Origin of the sequence: Blastococcus litoris (assembly GCF_003075095.1) — a bacterium.
GTDB classification, from domain to species: Bacteria; Actinomycetota; Actinomycetes; order Mycobacteriales; family Geodermatophilaceae; genus Blastococcus_B; species Blastococcus_B litoris.
The window spans coordinates 90,854-108,633 of record NZ_QCZF01000005.1 but is presented as its reverse complement, the minus strand read 5'-3'; the positions used below and the strand labels follow the sequence as shown (position 1 = coordinate 108,633).

Annotated in this window: 18 protein-coding genes; 11 read left to right on the top strand and 7 right to left on the bottom strand. The window is 73.5% G+C overall.

Annotated elements, in window-relative coordinates; genetic code table 11:
* The first annotated feature begins 7 nt into the window (after window positions 1–7).
* On the top strand, window positions 8–583 hold the full coding sequence (locus DCS98_RS12230) for a hypothetical protein (RefSeq protein ID WP_116451653.1): 576 nt from the start codon (window positions 8–10) through the stop codon (window positions 581–583).
* A 56-nt stretch (window positions 584–639) separates the two neighbouring features.
* Here the strand turns inward: DCS98_RS12230 and DCS98_RS12225 are convergent, their stop codons facing one another.
* Entirely contained in the window at window positions 640–1,071 is a 432-nt protein-coding gene (locus DCS98_RS12225; RefSeq protein WP_116451652.1) for a MarR family winged helix-turn-helix transcriptional regulator, read from the bottom strand.
* Between the two features lie 72 nt (window positions 1,072–1,143).
* Here DCS98_RS12225 and DCS98_RS12220 point away from each other — a divergent pair, with 72 nt between their 5' ends.
* From DCS98_RS12220 to DCS98_RS12190, 7 genes are all read left to right on the top strand, one after another.
* Window positions 1,144–1,815 (top strand): maleylpyruvate isomerase family mycothiol-dependent enzyme, encoded by a 672-nt coding sequence (locus DCS98_RS12220; protein ID WP_116451651.1) that lies wholly within the window; start codon window positions 1,144–1,146, stop codon window positions 1,813–1,815.
* 100 nt (window positions 1,816–1,915) lie between these two features.
* Entirely contained in the window at window positions 1,916–2,656 is a 741-nt protein-coding gene (locus DCS98_RS12215) for a B3/B4 domain-containing protein (RefSeq protein WP_116451650.1), read from the top strand.
* Between the two features lie 229 nt (window positions 2,657–2,885).
* Window positions 2,886–4,169: an arginine deiminase gene (locus DCS98_RS12210; protein WP_116451649.1), complete on the top strand. Its 1,284-nt coding sequence runs from the start codon at window positions 2,886–2,888 to the stop codon at window positions 4,167–4,169.
* Window positions 4,170–4,188: 19 nt separating this feature from the next.
* Window positions 4,189–4,893: a MarC family protein gene (locus tag DCS98_RS12205; RefSeq protein WP_206340232.1), complete on the top strand. Its 705-nt coding sequence runs from the start codon at window positions 4,189–4,191 to the stop codon at window positions 4,891–4,893.
* Window positions 4,850–6,415, top strand: coding sequence for a basic amino acid/polyamine antiporter (locus DCS98_RS12200; protein ID WP_206340231.1), 1,566 nt, complete (start codon window positions 4,850–4,852; stop codon window positions 6,413–6,415). The genes DCS98_RS12205 and DCS98_RS12200 overlap by 44 nt, the downstream gene beginning before the upstream one ends.
* Before the next feature lie 41 nt (window positions 6,416–6,456).
* On the top strand, window positions 6,457–7,005 hold the full coding sequence (locus DCS98_RS23020; RefSeq protein WP_164704533.1) for a copper chaperone PCu(A)C: 549 nt from the start codon (window positions 6,457–6,459) through the stop codon (window positions 7,003–7,005).
* Window positions 7,006–10,293, top strand: a complete 3,288-nt coding sequence (locus tag DCS98_RS12190) for an MmyB family transcriptional regulator (protein WP_116451647.1) — start codon at window positions 7,006–7,008, stop codon at window positions 10,291–10,293.
* Window positions 10,294–10,320: 27 nt separating this feature from the next.
* Here the strand turns inward: DCS98_RS12190 and DCS98_RS12185 are convergent, their stop codons facing one another.
* The 4 genes from DCS98_RS12185 to DCS98_RS12170 all read right to left on the bottom strand — a co-directional run bounded on the left by DCS98_RS12185 (window position 10,321) and on the right by DCS98_RS12170 (window position 13,374).
* Window positions 10,321–10,692: a cupin domain-containing protein gene (locus tag DCS98_RS12185; RefSeq protein ID WP_116451646.1), complete on the bottom strand. Its 372-nt coding sequence runs from the start codon at window positions 10,690–10,692 to the stop codon at window positions 10,321–10,323.
* 2 nt (window positions 10,693–10,694) lie between these two features.
* Window positions 10,695–11,462, bottom strand: a complete 768-nt coding sequence (locus DCS98_RS12180; protein WP_116451895.1) for an alpha/beta hydrolase — start codon at window positions 11,460–11,462, stop codon at window positions 10,695–10,697.
* A gap of 104 nt (window positions 11,463–11,566) precedes the next feature.
* Window positions 11,567–12,508, bottom strand: a complete 942-nt coding sequence (locus DCS98_RS12175) for an alpha/beta fold hydrolase (protein ID WP_116451645.1) — start codon at window positions 12,506–12,508, stop codon at window positions 11,567–11,569.
* 392 nt (window positions 12,509–12,900) lie between these two features.
* Entirely contained in the window at window positions 12,901–13,374 is a 474-nt protein-coding gene (locus DCS98_RS12170; RefSeq protein WP_116451644.1) for a DUF6790 family protein, read from the bottom strand.
* Between the two features lie 239 nt (window positions 13,375–13,613).
* Between DCS98_RS12170 and DCS98_RS12165 the strand changes: the two genes are divergently transcribed.
* Window positions 13,614–14,162 (top strand): 2,4'-dihydroxyacetophenone dioxygenase family protein, encoded by a 549-nt coding sequence (locus DCS98_RS12165; RefSeq protein WP_116451643.1) that lies wholly within the window; start codon window positions 13,614–13,616, stop codon window positions 14,160–14,162.
* 30 nt (window positions 14,163–14,192) lie between these two features.
* On the opposite strand, the gene DCS98_RS12160 is transcribed toward DCS98_RS12165, so the two are convergent.
* Window positions 14,193–15,296 carry an NAD(P)-dependent alcohol dehydrogenase gene (locus DCS98_RS12160; RefSeq protein WP_116451642.1) on the bottom strand — a complete coding sequence of 368 codons (1,104 nt, stop codon included), beginning with the start codon at window positions 15,294–15,296 and terminating at the stop codon, window positions 14,193–14,195.
* A 54-nt stretch (window positions 15,297–15,350) separates the two neighbouring features.
* Window positions 15,351–15,749, bottom strand: coding sequence for a nuclear transport factor 2 family protein (locus DCS98_RS12155; protein WP_164704532.1), 399 nt, complete (start codon window positions 15,747–15,749; stop codon window positions 15,351–15,353).
* Between the two features lie 128 nt (window positions 15,750–15,877).
* Here DCS98_RS12155 and DCS98_RS12150 point away from each other — a divergent pair, with 128 nt between their 5' ends.
* Window positions 15,878–16,963 (top strand): LLM class flavin-dependent oxidoreductase, encoded by a 1,086-nt coding sequence (locus DCS98_RS12150; RefSeq protein WP_116451641.1) that lies wholly within the window; start codon window positions 15,878–15,880, stop codon window positions 16,961–16,963.
* Entirely contained in the window at window positions 16,960–17,778 is an 819-nt protein-coding gene (locus DCS98_RS12145; protein ID WP_116451640.1) for an alpha/beta hydrolase, read from the top strand. The genes DCS98_RS12150 and DCS98_RS12145 overlap by 4 nt, the downstream gene beginning before the upstream one ends.
* Window positions 17,779–17,780 lie beyond the last annotated feature (2 nt).

The following is a 17,780-nucleotide window of genomic DNA, read 5'->3' as shown; positions in this document are numbered from 1 at the left end:
AGAAGCCATGACCTACACACCGCACAAGCCGCCGATCGCCGAGTCCCCGGACCAGCTGCGGGCGCGCATACCCGGCTGGGGAGTGGACAGCGACCCGTCCGACCGGCCTTCGGTGCCGAAACTCCAGTTCCAGAAGGACCTGACGGGCGCGCGCTGGGAGTTCCCCGACCGCCAGCCCGAGAAGTGGCCGCGGGAACGCTCGATCGAGCACAAGTTCCTCACGCCGGTCTTCGGCACGGCGCAGCCGCCGAAAGGCCTGTCCGGAGTGATCCGGAGGTTCTCCTACGCCCGGTACAGCGAGGGCCGTGCCGCGCACTGGCTCCTGCTGATGCTGGCCGACCGCGTGGATGCCGTCGAGGAGCACCTGAAGTCCTTCGCGACCTCGCACCCGGACAATCCGATCACCGAGACCGGGATCAAGGCCGAGTTCACCCATCACGGGATCTCGTCGCGGATCGGACGCAAGCGCACCGATCTGGTGCACCAGCCCCTGGACCCCTTCGTCGTGGCCGGCCCATGGGTGGCGGCGGCAGGCGCCGCCATCGCCGGCGGCAGAGCCCTGGTCCGGTCGCTCGTGCACTGACGTCGGCACCCCGGGGGGTTCCGTCCGCCCGCGGGCGGGGGCCGCGTGGCAGCTGGTCACCGCCACGGATCGGTGATCTCGCGCAGATCCGTGAGGATCTCCCGGAGCTCGACCATCCGGTGCTCACCGAGGTGGGCCGTCCACTCCGCCTCCACCTGCGCGACGATCGCGCGGGACGCCTCCACGCTCCGCGCACCCCGCTCCGCGACCCTGACCAGGCGCGCGCGCCCGTCCGCCGGGTCGGGGACGCGTTCGACGTACCCGGCACGCTCGAGCTGGTCCACCAGGAACCCGGCGGTCTGCTTGGTGACCCCGGCCTGCGCGGCGAGCTCCGTGAGCCGGCTGCCCTGGGGTGAGATCCGCTGGAAGACCCGCGCCTGGGCAGGGGTGACGTCATGGAAGCCCGCCTCGGCCAGACCGGCGAAGACGCGCGCCTCCATCGCCCGGTAGGGCAGGAACAGCAGCAGTCCGACGTTCAGCGGCTCCATGCTTGACGATGCTAGGTGATGGTAAGAGACTCTGACCATCTGGTCGGAGTCTCTTACGGCAGGGGGGCGGGCATGGACCACGAGGAGAAGTGGAGCGTGATCGCCGGTCAGCGCCGGGCCCTGGCCGAGCTGCTCGCCGACCTCGCGGACGAGGAGTGGGAGCGACCCTCGCTGTGCGACCGGTGGCGGATCAAGGACGTCGTCGCGCATGTCGCCCTCACCCCGCAGTCCCCGGGGATGGTCCGGGTCGTCGCGCTGGGGCTCCGTGCCGGCGGGAGCTTCGACGCCGTGAACCGCGACCTGGCGGTCGCGCACGCCGACCGTCCGCCCGGCCAGCTGCTGGCCCAGCTGCGGGAGCTGGCCGACAGCCGGCGCAAGCCCGCCCTCACGACGCTGGACAACCTCCTGTTCGACACCCTGGTGCACGTCCAGGACGTGGCCGTGCCGCTCGGCCTGGCCACGAGCATGCCGCTCGACGCGGCGCGCGCCGGTGCCGAGCGCGTCTGGCGGATGGGCTGGCCGTTCTGGGCCCGGCGCCGGCTGCGCGGCATCCGGCTGGCCGCGACCGACGTCGACTGGACCGCCGGCGACGGGGTCGAGATCCGGGGGCCGGTCCAGGCGCTGCTGCTCCTGCTCACCGGCCGCACGGAGGCCGCCGTGCCGCACCTGAGCGGCCCGGCCCTCGAGCAGCTGGCCGATCCCGCGCACCGGAGCCGACGCCGACGAGCCGGCCGGCCGGGCTGACGTCGGTCGGAGGCTCACGGCCACGACGGCGAGGTAGGGCAGGGGCGCCCCAGCCGTCCGCGCTCCCCTGCCCGCCCGCCGATCCCACCGGAGGCCGCCCGTGACCGACCCCGAGGAGTGGCTGCGAGGCGCCGCCGTCGAGGAGGCCGTGCACGCGCTGCGGCCGGACTACCGCGTGGTGCTGGTGACCGCGGACGGCCTCCGGGGCGGGCCACCCGACGAGACCAGCGAGCGTCTGCTCGCCGCTGCCGAGGCCACCGCGCGGGAACGGGTCGGTGGGCGGCGGCCGGAGGAGCTGCCGGAGCTGGCCGCCTGGCGGGACGCCTACCGGGCCTTCGGCGCCAAGCCGCAGCGCACCCGGCCCAGCGTCGAGGCGCTGCTGCGCCGCCTCGACCCGGACGGGCTGCCGCGCATCGACCGGCTCACCGACGTCTACAACGCCGTCTCCATCGCCCACCTGCTGCCGCTCGGCGGTGAGGACCGCGGCGCCTACACCGGTCCGCCTCGCCTGGTCCGCGCCGACGGCAGCGAGCCGTTCGACACCACCGCCGGCGGCGAGGCCGTCGTCGAGCACCCCGAGCCCGGCGAGGTCGTCTGGCGGGACGACGTCGGCGTCACCTGCCGTCGCTGGAACTGGCGTCAGTGCGTCCGCACGCGGATCACCGCCGCGACCACGAGCGCGGTGTTCATCCTCGACGGCCTCGACCCGCTGACGCACGACCAGCTCCTCGCCGCGGGCGACGACCTCACCGCGGGACTGCTCACGCTCTCCCCCGGCTGCGTCGTCCACAGCCGGCTCGTCCGCGCGCCGACCGGCCCGGCGGGAACGCTCCCGTCCTGACCCGCGTAGGGACGCTGTGCGCGACGTCCGTGCGATCACCCGGAACCGGAGCACGACGTCGGGGCATGTCATCCCGAACGGACGAGGAGCCGGGAGCCGATCGGTGCTGGGCTATGTCGGTCTTGCCCATGCCGAGCCAAGCGCAGGGGCCGCGGCGGCACTCGCCCCGGCCCGCAGGTCGGGGCGTCCCGGACGACGACCCCGGCTCCGCGTGCTGGGAGGAACACCTGTGACCACGACGACCGTCGCGCCGCGGAGCAGCTCGCACCCAGGGACCTCCGCGGCGTACGGGGTCCACTCGGAGATCGGCGTCCTCCGCAAGGTGCTGGTCTGCGCGCCGGGCCTCGCCCACCGCCGGCTGACGCCGCGCAACTCCGACGACCTGTTGTTCGACGACGTGCTGTGGGTGGACAACGCGCGCCGCGACCACGCCGACTTCGTCCACAAGCTCCGCGACCGCGGAGCCGAGGTCGTGGAGCTGCACGACCTGCTCGCCCAGACGATGGCCATCCCCGAGGCCAGGACCTGGCTGCTCGAGCGCAAGATCACCGCCAACGAGGTGGGCCTCGGGCTCGTGGACGCCACGAGGGAGTTCCTGGAAGGGCTGGAGAACCGGCAGCTGGCCAAGTTCCTGATCGGCGGGTTGGCGACCACCGACCTCCCGGAGGACTTCCGGCCGGGCTACGTCGCCCTCGCACGCGAGTCGACCGGGGTGCGGGAGTACCTGATGCCGCCCCTGCCCAACACCCTCTACACCCGCGACACCACCTGCTGGCTCTACGGCGGCGTCACCCTGAACCCGCTGTTCTGGCCGGCCCGGCACGACGAGACGCTGCTGATGAAGGCGATCTACACCTTCCACCCGGACTTCGCCGGCTCGACGGTGTGGTGGGGCGACCCGGAGCAGGACTGGGGTCTGGCCACGTTCGAGGGCGGTGACGTCATGCCGGTCGGCAACGGCGTCGTCCTCGTCGGCATGAGCGAGCGCACCTCGCGCCAGGCGATCACCCAGGTCGCCGCGGCGCTGTTCGCGCAGGGCGCGGCCGAGCGGGTGATCGTCGCCGGCATGCCCAAGCTGCGCGCGGCGATGCACCTGGACACCGTCTTCACCTTCGCCGACCGGGACGTGGCCACGGCGTACCTCGACATCGTCGACGGGCTGCACACCTTCTCCCTGCGCCCGGGTGACAAGGAGCCGGTCGAGGTCACCGACGAGAAGGACCGGCGCTTCGCGGACGTGGTCGCCGAGGCGCTGGGTCTGCGCGAGCTGCGGGTGCTCGGCACCGGCGGTGACGCGTACGCCGGCGAGCGGCAGCAGTGGGACTCCGGCAACAACGTGGTGGCCGCCGCGCCGGGAGTCGTGTTCGCCTACGACCGCAACACGCAGACCAATACGGTGCTGCGCAAGGCAGGTATCGAGGTGATCACCATCGTGGGCGCGGAGCTCGGGCGCGGACGCGGCGGCGGGCACTGCATGACCTGCCCGATCATCCGCGACCCCGTCGACTTCTGAGCCGGTCGAGGGGATCCCCGTGCTGGAGCAGCCGCTCCTGCTGTTCCTGGCGCTGGTCGCCCTGTACAGCCCCGTCGCCGCCCTGCCCTCGTACTTCCCCGTCGTCGGGCAGCTCGCGGAGCACGAGCAACGGCGGCTGGCGCTGGCCCTGTTCCTCAACACCTCGGTCTTCGCGCTGGTCGCCCTGTGGATCGGTGAGCCGCTGCTGGAGGTCCTCGGCCTGAGCACCGCCGCGCTGACCGCCACCGGCGGGATCGCGCTGATGTACGAGGGGGTGGCGCTCATGCGCGGCACCGCTCACCACCCCGAGGCGGCCGGGCCCGGGGACACCGTCGACGCTAGTCCCGCGGCGCCGGGCGCCCCCACGGGAGGAACGCAGCTGCCGACCGTGGTACCCGCGACGACGGAGAACTGGCGCCGTGTCGCGTTCGTGCCCGTGACCTTCCCGCTCACCGTGGGTGGCACGACGTTCGCCTTCTTCGTCGCGTTCCGCGCTGAGGCCGGCACCACCGTCGACGTCCTGCTGCTGTCGGTGGCCGGCCTCGCCTACGCGACCGTCACGGCGCTGACCGTCTACGCCTCCGGGCACGTCCAGCGCCGGGCCAAGCCGTCGACGGCGGCGTTCCTCGACCGCATCGCCGGCATCCTGCTCACCGCCATCGCCGTCACCATCCTGATCAGTGGGGTCACCCGGCTCGTCCTCGACGTCCTGGCGAACCCGTGACGCCGACGGCACCCCCGACCACGAGAGCGAGCTGACCATGGTGGACACGGTCCCTCCCCCGCGCGTTGCCGACCCGGTTGCGGAGTCCTCCGCGGCGACGACGCCGCGCAAGATGAGCCTGCCCACCCTGACCGGGATGGTCGTCGGCGGCATGGTCGGGGCGGGCGTGTTCTCCCTGCCAGCGCGCTTCGGCGTGGCGACCGGCATCCTCGGCTCGCTGATCGCCTGGGCGATCGCGGGCGCCGGGATGCTCATGCTCGCCTTCGTCTTCCAGAACCTCGCCATCCGCAAGCCCGACCTGGACTCCGGGGTCTTCATCTACGCCAAGGCCGGCTTCGGCGACTACGCCGGCTTCAACTCCGCGATCGGTTTCTGGGCCAGCACGATCGCCGGCAACGCCTTCTACTGGGTGTTCATCACCGCGACCCTCGGGGCGTTCTGGCCCGGGTTCGGTGACGGCGACACCGTCCTCGCGATGGGGCTGGCCACCGTCGGTGTCTGGCTGTTCCACTACCTGATCGCGCGCGGGGTCCGCGACGCCGCCGTGATCAACCGGATCGTCACCGTCTTCAAGATCCTGCCGATCCTGGTCTTCGTCGTCGTGTTGTTCTTCGCCTTCGACGCCGGCGTCTTCGCCGACAACTGGATCGCCACCGGCTACGGCGACCTGGGCTCGCTCGACGAGCAGGTGCGCAACACCATGATCATCACGACGTTCGTCTTCCTCGGGATCGAGGGCGCGAGCGTCTACTCCCGGTACGCCAAGCGGCGCGAGGACGTCGGCAAGGCGACCGTCCTGGGCTTCCTGAGCGTGCTGGCGATCTTCTCCCTGGTGACGCTGTCGAGCTATTCGGTGATGACCCAGCCGGAGATCGCCGCGACCCGTCAGCCCTCGATGATCGGCGTGTTCGAGTCCGTCGTCGGCGACTGGGGCGGCTGGTTCATCAGCATCGCCGTCGTCGTCTCCGTCCTCGGTGCCTATCTCGCCTGGACCCTGATGGCCGCGGAGGTCGCCTACATCCCCGCGCGCAACGAGGACTTCCCGGCCTTCCTCGGCAAGGAGAACGACCAGGGCACGCCGATCACGGCCCTCGTCGTCACCTCACTGGCGGTGCAGGGTCTGCTCGCCGCGACCCTCGTCCTGACCGATGCCCTGAACTTCATGCTCGACCTGTGCACCAGCCTCGCGCTGATCCCGTACTTCCTCGCGGCCGCCTACGCCCTCAAGCTCGGCCTCACGGGCGAGTCCTACGAGGACGTCCCCACGAGGACCCGCCGCAAGGAGGCGATCTCCGCCGGGATCGCCACCGCGTACACGCTGTTCCTCTTCGAGGCGGCGGGCCTGCAGTTCCTGCTGCTGTCCACGGTGCTCCTCGCCCCGGCCACCCTGCTCTACGTCAAGGCGCGCAGCGAGCACGGCCGCCGGCTGTTCACCCCCACCGAGATGGGGCTCTGCGCCGTGATCGTGGCCGCCGGGATCACCGGGATCATCGGCCTGTCGACCGGTTTCATCGCCCTCTGACGTCGCGCCACGTGCCGGACCGGACGGCCCTGGGAGTTCCCGTGAAGCGCATCGGAACCGCCGCAACCGTCGTCCTCGTCCTGCTGGCGCTGGCCGGCTGCGGCGTCGGTCCGCCGGGGTCGGACCCCTTCTTCGGCCGGGCCCGGATCGGGCTCGACAGCGTGGACGGGCGGGTCGGCCCTCTGCGGCTGATCGGCGTGTCCATCGCCTCCCCGGGAACGCGCGGCAGCTTCCACGTCGCCGGTGACAGCGCCGCCCTCGTCCTCACGATCGCGAACCACGGTGGGAGCGACGACGTCCTCATCGGGGCGAGCACCCCTGTGGCCGAGGAGGTCGTGCTCCGCGACGGCGACGGCGACGCCGGTCCGGACCCGGACCTGGACGTGGCCGTGCCGCCGGGCGGCGTCGCGACCGTCCGGGACGTGCTCGGTGAGCACCTGGAACTGTCAGGGTTGCAGGAGAGGCTGCGCAGCGGGCTCAGCGTCCCCGTCACGTTCGACTTCCGCGACGCCGGCCCGATCACCCTCTCGGTACCGGTCGGCACGTACACCGACGTCCGACCGGACAGGTTCTCCGGGCCCGCGGCGTGAGTGCCCCCCTGCTACCGGCCCGGCACCAACCTGGTCCGCGCGGCCTTCCTCGACCCGCAGGTGCGCGGGCTCTACGAGGACTGGGGTGACCGGAGCGCCGCCGTCGTCGCCGCACTGCGGGCTTCGGCCGGTCCCGATGCCGGGGATCGGCAGCTCACCGAGCTGGTCGGCGAGCTGTCCCTGCGGAGCGAGGAGTTCCAGCAGCTCTGGGCGCGGCAGGACGTCCGGCCCCGGGTCAGCGGCAGCTCGGTGCTGGACCACCCGGTGGTGGGCCGGCTCGATCTCGGCTACGAGAAGCTCGCCGTGACCAGCGCCCCCGGTCAGGTGCTGGTGGTGTACCACGCCGTTCCCGGCAGCCAGTCGGCCGAACGGCTGGCCCTGCTCGCGAGCCTGACCGCCACGGCGGGCACCGAGCCCGGACCGGGACGCGGCCGAGCCGTCCGGCGGCGGCGCCCCGGCGCTAGGGTCGCCCCACCCGGTCGTGGAGGGGTTGCCCGTGGACCGTCACCCTCGCCAGCCGTCCTGATGCTCGAGGGACGGGACGCCGAGCTGGGCCTGATCGCCTCGCTGGTGGGTGGTGTCCCCGACCAGGGCCGGGCCCTGGTGCTCCTCGGCGAGCCCGGCGCCGGCAAGACGGCCCTGCTGAGGGCGGCCGCACAGCATGCCCAGCAGGCGGGTCTGCTCGTGCTGGCCGCGAGCGGCGTCGAGTTCGAGGCGGAGATCCCCTACTCCGGCCTCGGCATGCTCGCCCTCCCGCTGATCGAGGCGATGGGCGCGCTGCCGCTGGCGAACCGTCAGGTCCTCCGGACCGCGCTCGGGCTGGACGACGGCCCCTTCCCGACCACGGGAGCGGTGGCCGGCGCCACGCTCGCGCTCTTCACCGGGGCGAGCGCCGCGCGGCCGCTGCTGCTGACCGTGGACGACCTCCAGTGGATCGACCGGATGAGCGCCGCGGCGCTGAGCTTCACCGCCCGACGGCTGACCTCGCCGCGGGTCGGCCTGCTCGCCACGCTGCGCACCGGCACGTCGACGTTCTTCGAGCGCTCCGACCTGGCCGAGGTCGAGATCGGCCCGCTCCCCCGCGCTGCGGCCGAGCGCATCCTGAGCGCCCGTTTCCCCGCGCTCACCCGGGGTGAGCAGGCGCGCTTCGTCGACGAGGCGCGGGGCAACGCCCTGGCGCTGCTGGAGCTGCCTACGGCCCTGCCGGGGCGTCAGCGCCTCGGCGGCCCGTCCCGGGCGTCCACGTCCAGCTCGGTCAGCCGGCGGGTGCAGCAGCTGTTCGCCGCCCGGGTCAGCGGTCTGCCGCCGCGGTCCCGGGAGGTCCTCCTCCTGACCGCGCTGTCGGGCTCGGGGCACCTCCACGTGCTCCGGGCGGCCGCCGGGCCGCCCGTGCTCGTCGACCTCGCCCCCGCCGAGCGCGCCGACCTGGTCTACGTCGACGACCGGGCGCGCCGGGTCAGCTTCCGTCATCCCCTGGCCGCCGCCGCGGTCGTGGCGCTGTCCACCGCGGCCGAACGCCACGGCGCGCACCGGGCCCTGGCTGCGGCCGTCGACGGGGACGTCGTCCGGAGGGCCGTGCACCTGGCGGAGGCGACCCTCGAGCCCGACGAGGAGGTCGCGACCGCGCTCGACCACGCGGGCAAGTACCACCTCCGCCGTGGCGACGCCAACGGGGCGGTGGAGGCCTTGATCCGCGCCGCCCAGCTGAGTCCCGCCAGCCCGGACAGGAACCGGCGGCTGGCCGAGGCCGCCTACCTCGGCGCCGACGTGACCGGTGATCTCGACGGGGCGCTCGAGCTCCTCGACCAGGCACGCTCGGGAGCCGTCGAGCTGCAGCAGTCGATGGCGGCGGTGCTCGCCACGTCGTACGTGCTCCTGCACGCCGACTCCGACATCGACGCCGCGCACGGGCTGCTCGCCGGCGCGCTCGACGCCCGCGGCGACGGCCTCGACGCCGGGGACGAGGACGTCGTGGGGGTCCTGCGCAGCCTGCTGGTCGTCTGCTGGACCGGAGGGCGTGCCGAGCTGTGGAGCGCCTTCCACGCGGCAGCGGCCCACCTCCGGCCGCGCGCACCCGAGTTGCTGCTCGTCTGCGCGGGAACCTTCGGCGACCCGGTGCACGCCGCCGCACCGCTGCTGCCGGCGCTCGCACGCTCGATCGCCGCGCTCCGCGACGAGCACGACCCGGTCCAGATCACGCAGGTGGGGCTGGCGTCGGTCTACGTCGACCGGGTCGGGGACTGCCGATCGGCCCTGTGGCGCGTCGTCGAGGACGGCCGCTCCGGAGGCGCCGTCGCCCTGGCGATGCACGCGCTCACCACGCTGTGCGACGACGACTGGCACCGCGGCCGGTGGGACGAGGTCCGGGAGCTGACGGCCGAAGGGGTCCGCCTGGCCGAGCGCCTCGGCTACCACCAGTACTCGTGGATCCTCGGGGGCTACCTCTCGACCCTGGTGGCGACGGCACGCGGGGACGTCGACCGGAGCCGCGCCGCGGCCGACGAGCTCTCGGACTGGGCGCGGTCCCGGGGCGCGGGGGTGGCCGAGATGTTCGCCGCGCACCTGCGCTGCCTGGCGGCGCTGTCGGCCGGTGACCCCGAGGAGGCGTTCCAGCAGGCCTGTGCCATCTCCCCGGCGGGGGTTCTGCCCCGGCACGTGCCGCATGCCCTGTGGGTGGCGCTGGACCTCGTCGAGGCCGCCGAGCGGAGCGGTCACCACGCGGAGGCGCAGGCGCACGTGGACGCGCTGTGCGCCCACGGCGTCGCGGAGCTGTCGACCCGGCTGGCCCTGGTGGTGCGTGCGGCATCGGGCGTCGTCGCGCCCGAGCGCGCGTACCGGGAGCTGTTCGAGCAGGCCCTGGCCGACCCCGAGGCCCCCCAGTGGCGCTTCGACCACGCCCGCACCCGGCTGCTCTACGGCGAGAGGCTGCGACGCTCCCGCGCATCGAAGCTCGCCCGCACCCACCTCGCCGCGGCGGCGGATCTGTTCGCCGATCTCGGCGCCCTCCCCTGGCAGCAACGGGCCGAACGCGAGCTGCGGGCCACCGGGGAGCACCACACCGGGCGGAGCCGGACCACCTCGCACGTGCTCACGGCCCAGGAGCTGCAGATCGCGATGCTGGCCGCCGAGGGGAAGACCAACAAGGAGATAGGCCAGCTGCTGTACCTGTCGCCCCGCACCGTCGGGGCGCACCTGTACAGCCTGTTCCCCCGCCTCGGCATCACGTCCCGGGCCGCGCTCCGTGACGCCCTCACCGGGCTCGGCCACGTCGCCGTACCGCCTCCCTGACGCGGGCGCCACGCCGCGCCGGGGGCATCAACCCGTCAGCGTCGCCAGGGGCTCTCCGATCTCGACGATGTAGGTCGACAGCATGCGGCCGGTGCCCGGGCCGAGGTCGCGGGCGTCGTGCGGCGTCCTCGGCGGTATGAGGAAGCCGTCACCGGCGTGCAGGATCAGCGTCTCGCTGTCCGCGATCTGCATCTCCACCGTCCCGGCGACGATGTACCCCACCTCCTCGCCCGGGTGGGTGTGCCAGCCGGAGGCGACCCCCACCGGGATCTCCGTGAGCACCTGGACGATCTCCCGGCCAGGGATCGACGAGGGACCTCGCTGGACCTCGGTGCGCGTGAGCGTGGCGGCGAGCTCGTCCGTCGCGTGGAGGACCGCCGTCGCCGGATCGCGGTCCATCGTCAGACGCCGGCGTGGGCCGGCGTCGCCGCACCCTGCGAGACGGCCTCGACGGCCTGCATGATCACGTCGGCGACGACCTGGGGCCGGGCGACGAACAGCACGTGCGACCCCTCGGCCTCGGTGATGACTGCCCCCGCGCGCTGGGCCATCCTGCGCACGACGTCGGTGCCGGCGGCGGTGTCGCCGGTGGACACGACCGCCCACGAGGGCAGCGTCTTCCAGGCAGGCGGCCCGTTCGGCTCGACGAAGCCCAGGGAGGAGACGGGCCGCTGGGTGGCGGCCATGTCGGCGGCCTGCTCCTCGGTGACGTCCGCGGCGAACACCTGGTGGAACTTCGCCCGGTCGATGGAGAACTCGGTGACGGTGCCCTCGCCGGCCGGGTACTGCCGCTCGACCAGCGCGGTGTCGAGGACGCTGTCGGTCGAGCCGCCCTCGACCTCGATCAGCTTCTCCCCCTCGTCCGGCGCGAACGCCGACACGTACACCAGGCCGACGACGTTGCCGGCCTCGGCGGCGGCATTGGTGATGATCGCCCCGCCGTACGAGTGGCCGACGGCGAGCACCGGTCCGGGGATCTGGGCGAGCGCACTGGCGACGTAGGCGGAGTCCTCGGCGATCCCACGGAGCGGGTTGGACACCGCGACGGCGTCGATGCCGGCCGCGCGCAGGATCTGGATCACCCCTGTCCACCCGGAGCTGTCGGCGAAGGCGCCGTGCACGAGGGCGACGGTGGGTGCGGGTGTGGCGACGACGTTGGCGTCGGTCATGACGGACTCCTGACGGATCGGGACGGACGGTTCAGCCGGCCGGGAGTGCAGGTCGGCGTCGGGCACGGAGGACGCTCCTCCGGTGGGACGGGGGCGAACATCGGTCACCTGACTGGCATCGGGTCACGCTCCTGCCGGGCGGCGCCCTCACGCGCCGGCGGCTCGTCGCGGTGGAAGGCCCGCAGCGCCGCCAGCGTCTCCGCGGGCCGTTCCTCGACCATGAAGTGGCCGCTGTCGATCGCCGACCCCGTGACGTCGTCCGCCCACCGGCGCCAGACCTCCAGCGGGTCGTACCAGGCCGCGAGGGCACCGCGCCCGGCCCACAGCACCTGCACCGGGCTGCCGATGGTCCGGCCGGACGCCCGGTCCGCGTCGTCGTCCCGCCGGTCGCAGGTCGCGCCCGCCCGGTAGTCCTCGCAGATCGCGTGCACGACAGCCGGGTCGCGCACGCACCGGGCGTAGTCCGCCACCGCATCGGCGGCGAACCCGCGGATGGCGCCGCCGAACTCGGCGTCGAAGAAGAAGTGCTCGGGATCGTGGGCGATGATCGTCTCGGGCACCGGCTCTGCCAGGGCCAGGAAGGCCCAGTGCCAGTAGCCCAGGGCGAACCGGGCATCGGCGCGCTCCCACACCTCGCCGGTCGGGATCACGTCCATGACGGTCAGCCGGCGCACCGCGTCGGGTGAGTCCAGGGCCAACCGGTAGGCGGCGCGACCGCCCCGGTCGTGCCCCACCACGTCGAAGCGTCCGAAGCCGAGCTGCCGCATCAGGGCCACGCCGTCGGCAGCCATCGCGCGCTTGCCGTACGTCTCGTGCGACGGCACGGTCGGCGGCTGGGAGCTGTCGCCATAGCCGCGTAGATCGGGGGCGACCACGGTGAAGTCCTGCGCCAGCTCCGCGGCGACACCGCCCCACATGAGGTGGGTCTCCGGATAGCCGTGCAGCAGGAGCAGCGGTGGCCCGCTCCCGCCCACCCGCACGCGCAGGGTCACCTCACCCACGGTGGCCCGCGACAACTCGTAGCCGTCGAACCCGCCGACGGCCATCAGGGGTGCGCCCCCGTGGGGCGTGCCGGGTGCGTCGGCCCACTCCTCATCGGAACTCCTCGGTCGGTGGCCGGCGTGGGTCGCAGCGACGCCCAGAGCAGGGCCGCGGAGGGGCTGCCCCCCCGTGGCTGCCCCACCCGCGCGCGTGACGGGATCGGGGCGCCCGTACTCGTCGGCGACGGAGCTCCGCGTCGCCGGCGAGCAGCGCGTCGCACACCTCGTCGAGGCTCGTGGCCGGCTGCGTCGGAGGTGCGGTGCGCACGGCGGACACCTCCCCTGCGGACCCGCTGCGGCTGCTGCCGGACACCGGAAGCCTGGGGTCCTGCGCGGTCGCTGCGCATCCGTCATGTGACTGGGGGATCCCCGGTCGCCGGACGCACGGCCCCGAGGCGTCAGAGGATGCCGGTGGAGAGCAGCGTGACCAGGAAGACGACCGGCGGCCCGAGGTCCGCGACGAGGATGACCGAGTTGCCGGGGGCGTAGTTCCCGTCGCGGACCATGCCGACGACGTGGTTGGCCCCGGCCAGGAGCCTGAACAGACCGCCGGCGATCGCCACCGCGGCCCAGGCCCCGGACGATCCCGCGTGGACCGCGTAGAGGGCGGCCACCCCCGTCGCGAAGTCGGCGAAACCGACCTCGAACTGGAAGCCGTTGGTCTCCCACCCGATCGAAGCCGCGGTGCGCCTGGCGAAGACCGTGTGCGAGAGGCCCGCCCCGACACCGGACCAGCCGACGCTCAGGTACAGCGTCCACAGCAGCAGGCTCTCGTCGAGCCCCGGGTCCGTGCTGCTCCCCGGCGGGTCCAGCCCGAGGAAGCCGAGGACGCAGGCGAGGACGAACAGGGCGGGCGGGAACAGGGAGATCACGGGACGTCCCATCGCTGGAGGCCCCGGCAGGACACCGGAGCCGGCAACCGGTGTCAACGCTCCGCGGCCCCGCTCCCCGCTCCGGGTGCCGGGGCCCCCTGCCAGGCGGAGGATGAGCACGCACCACGCAGCAGGGCGGATGGAGGTCGGTGGACGCCGCGGGCCTCCCCGGGCGTCCTGTCGGTCGGTGGACCGCAGGACTCACCTCGGCTCTGCTCCGACCTGCACGAGGAGGCTCCATGGTCACCCCCGACCCCGCCGCCGGCAGCGAGTTCTGGCGGGACATCACGCCGATCGACAAGGAGAAGGTGTTCCGCAAGGACGCCGCCCCCGAGGTCTTCCTGCCCGACACGATGGCCGACGACGACAGGTTCTTCGTCCCGCTGTCGGAGACCGTCTTCACCCGTCCCTTGTGGATCTCCCTGGCCCAGAACCGCTGGGCCGACATCCTCATGGCCAAGCAGCCAGGCCTGGTCAACCGGCACTACCACCCGCACCAGGTCTTCGGGTACACCCTCTCCGGCCGGTGGAGCTACCTGGAGCACGACTGGGTGGCCACCGCGGGGACCTTCGTGTACGAGGCACCCGGTGAGGCCCACACGCTGGTGGCGCACGACTCCCCCGAGCCCATGCGCGTGCACTTCAACGTCACCGGGCCCCTGATCTGGCTGGACGAGGACGGGGAGCCCGACGGCACCTTCGACGCGTACGACTACCTGGAGCTGGCACGGGAGCACTACGAGGAGGCCGGTCTGGGTGCCGAAGCGGTGAACAAGCTCCTGCGCTGACCTCCGCCACCGCCCGACCGGGCCGGGTCGTCAGTGCGGCATCCGCAGGATGGGCTTGACCACCGCCCCGCTGTAGGAGGCCTCGACGGCGTCCTCGATGCGCTCCAGCGGGAAGAACTCCACCAGCTGGTCGAACGGGAAACGGCCCTGCAGGTGCAGGTCCATCAGCGCGGCGATGAGCTGCTGGCCGTGCCCGCTGCCGCCCAGGGTGCCGCGGATCGTCTTGCCCCACAGCGTCGTCAGGTGGTCGGCGCTGAACTCCGCACCCGCGGGGGCGCCGCCGATGAGCAGCGCCGTCCCGAGCATGCCGACGGAGTCGATCGCCTGCCGGATCACCGCGACGTTGCCGGTGCAGTCGAGGGACGCGTCGGCGGGCCCGCCGCAGATCTCCTGCACCGCCTGCACCGGGTCGGTCGAGGTCGCGTCGACGGTGTGCGTGGCGCCCAGCCCCTCGGCCAGCCGCAGCCTGCCCTCGTGCCGGTCCACCGCGATGATCGTCGTGGCGGCGGAGTTGCGGGCCGCCATCACGGCGGCCAGGCCGACGGTCCCGGTGCCGTAGACGACGATCGAGCTGCCCGGCTCGGGCCGCAGCGTGTTGAACACCGCGCCGGCGCCGGTGGCCAACCCGCACGCCAGCGGTCCCAGGAGCTCGACGGGCAGACCGGCGGGCACCGGGACCACCGAGGACGCGGTCGTCATCGCGTAGGTGCCGAACGACGACTGGCCGAAGAAGTGGCTGGCCAGCGGGGAGCCGTCGGTGCCGCGCAGCGCCGACGCCCCGTCCAGGCGGTGCCCTCCCCCGACCAGCTCCCCCATCCGCAGGCAGTACCGCGGTTCCCCGGCCGAGCAGTTGCGGCACGCTCCGCACGACGGCCAGCCCAGCACGACGTCCTGACCCTCGCGCACGCCCGTGACGCCGTCCCCGACCGCCACCACCGTGCCGGCGCCCTCGTGCCCGAGCACGCCGGGCAGCGGGAACGGCAGGTCGCCGTCGCGGGCGATGCCGTCGGTGTGGCAGAACCCGGTGGCGGCCACCTTGACCAGCACGTCACCGGGGCCGGGGTCGTCGAGCTCGACCTCCCGGACGACGAACGGCCCGTGCAACTCCTCGACGACGGCGGCGGTGATCCTCATGCCCCCATGAGACGCCCCGGCGGTCGCTGCCCGCGACTCGGCGCGGGCCGGCGGTCAGCCGCCGGAGGACAGGGCCCGGCCCATGTGCTCGTGCACGACCTGGATCGCCTGCAGGGGCCGCATCATCACGCGGAACTCGACGATCCGGCCGGCGTCGTCGCAGCGGACGATGTCGACGCCGTTGACGTACTTTCCGTCGACGCTCGTCTCGAACTCGAGCACCGCGGTGTCGCCGGAGAGCACCTGCTTCGTGTACCGGAACTCGCCCCCGGCCCCGCCGGCCAGCGTCCGGGACGCCGCCTCGAGGTACTGCGTCGCGACCGGCTTCCCGCGCTGCGGCGTGTAGACCACCGGCGAGTAGAAGACGACGTCGTCGGCCAGCAGCTCGTCGAGCCCGCCGGGGAGTTCACCGGCCATGTACCGGTGCCAGCGGTCGATCACGTCGTCGATCACGGAGTGCCTCCTCGTCGGGTTGCCGGGCGCGGTCCCGCCCGGGGGCGATCCTGCCCGCCGCGACCGGCAGGCGGTGCGGGTGGTCGGTAGGTTCCGGACCTGACCCGCATCCGAGGGGGAGGACGGCGATGTCGGCAGAGCAGCCCGACCGGGGTGACCTGGAGTTCGGCCTCTTCGACTGGGTGGACGCCGTCCCCGGTCTGCCGACGGCCGAGCTCTACGACGCGCGGCTGCGGGTCCTCGCCGAGGCGGATGCAGGCGGCTTCCGCACCTACCACCTCGCCGAGCACCACGGCACGCCGCTGGGACTGGCGCCCTCGCCGTCGGTGTTCATCGCCGCCGCCGCCCGGGAGACCGAGCGCATCCGGCTGGCCCCGACGACGTTCATCGTGCCTCTGTACGACCCGCTGCGGCTGGTGCAGGAGATCTGCATGCTCGACCAGCTCAGCCACGGGCGCCTGGACATCGGCGTGGGCAAGGGCTCCTCCCCCATCGAGGCGGCCATGTACGGGTTCACCCCGGCCGACACCGCGGCACGGTTCGACGAGCTGTTCCCGGCGATCGTCGAGGCGCTGGAGAGCGGCACGTTCCGCCGGCCCGGTGCCGAGGGTCCGGCGGCCGAGGTGCCGCTGCACGTCCCCGTGCTCCAGCGCCCGCACCCGCCGCTCTGGTACCCGACCTCCAACGCGGCCTCGATCCCGCGGCTCGGCGACGAGGGCTACAACGTCCTGTTCGGCTTCGGCTTCGCCTCCCCGCCGCTCGAGGTCGTCCGCGAGCAGAGCCGGGTGTTCTTCGACCACTTCGCCCGGTCCGCGGCGGCCGGCGGGGTGCGCTACAGCCTGCCGGGCGCCCCGCCGCGCTTCGGCATGCTGCGCCACGTCCTCGTCGCGGCGACCGACGAGGAGGCAGTCGCGCTGGCCCGCCCCGCGTTCGACGCGCACCACGAGAGCTTCACCCACCTGTGGCGGGCGCACGGCAGCGACCGCTTCACCGGGCCTGCGGACGTCGACGCGCTGGTGGCCGAGCACAAGCTGTTCGTCGGTTCGCCGGAGACGGTGGCCGCGCAGGTGGCCCGCGCGCGGGACGTCGGCGAGATCAACTACTTCGCGGGCGCGTTCGCGTGGGGCTCGCTCGACGTCGACACCGTCCTTGCGTCGGTGCGGCTGTTCCGCGACGAGGTCGTCCCCGTGGTCGGGTCGGCGGTCGCCGCATGAGCGAGGTCACGGTGCACCGCGACGTCGTCCACTCGGTGGTGGACGGCGTCGAGCTGCGGCTGGACCTGTACCTGCCGGACGTGCGGCCCGCTCCCGTCTGCATCTGGCTGCACGGCGGGGGCTGGATGCGGGGGTCGCGGACCGACCGGGCCGAGCAGCGGCTCCTCCCGGTGGCGGAGAGCGGGGTGGCCGTCGCCGCCGTGGACTACCGGCTCAGCGGGCAGGCGACGTTCCCCGCCCCGCTGGACGACGCGCGGGGGGCGGTCCGCTGGCTGCGGGCCAACGGCGCCGAGCACGGCCTCGACGCGACACGGGTCGGCGCGTGGGGCGCCTCGGCCGGCGGTCACCTCGCCTCGCTGCTCGCACTCACCGAGGACGCCGGCGACGCGGAGCTGGGCGACTCGTCGGTGCAGGCCGTCGTCGCCTGGTTCGCCCCGTCCGACCTGTTGCTGCGGGACTCGGACGTACCCGAGGGTCCGCTCCCCCCGTTCGTCACCGCGCCCCTCCCGGAACCGTCGTTCGAGGCACGGCTGCTCGGTGTGCAGCAGGTGCGGGACGCCCGCGAGGCGGCGCGCGCGGCCAGCCCCGTGGCGCACGTCCGGGCGGGCGCCCCGCCCTTCCTGCTGATGCACGGTGACCGCGACGGGCTCGTCCCGTCCGGGCACAGCCGTCGCCTGCACCACGCCCTCCGCGCCGAGGGCGTGGACGCCGGCCTGTGGCTGCTGCACGGGGCCAATCACGAGGACCCTGCCTTCGACGCCCCGGAGTCCCTGGCGGCGGTCAGCAGCTTCCTCCGCCGCCACCTGACGCCCTAGGA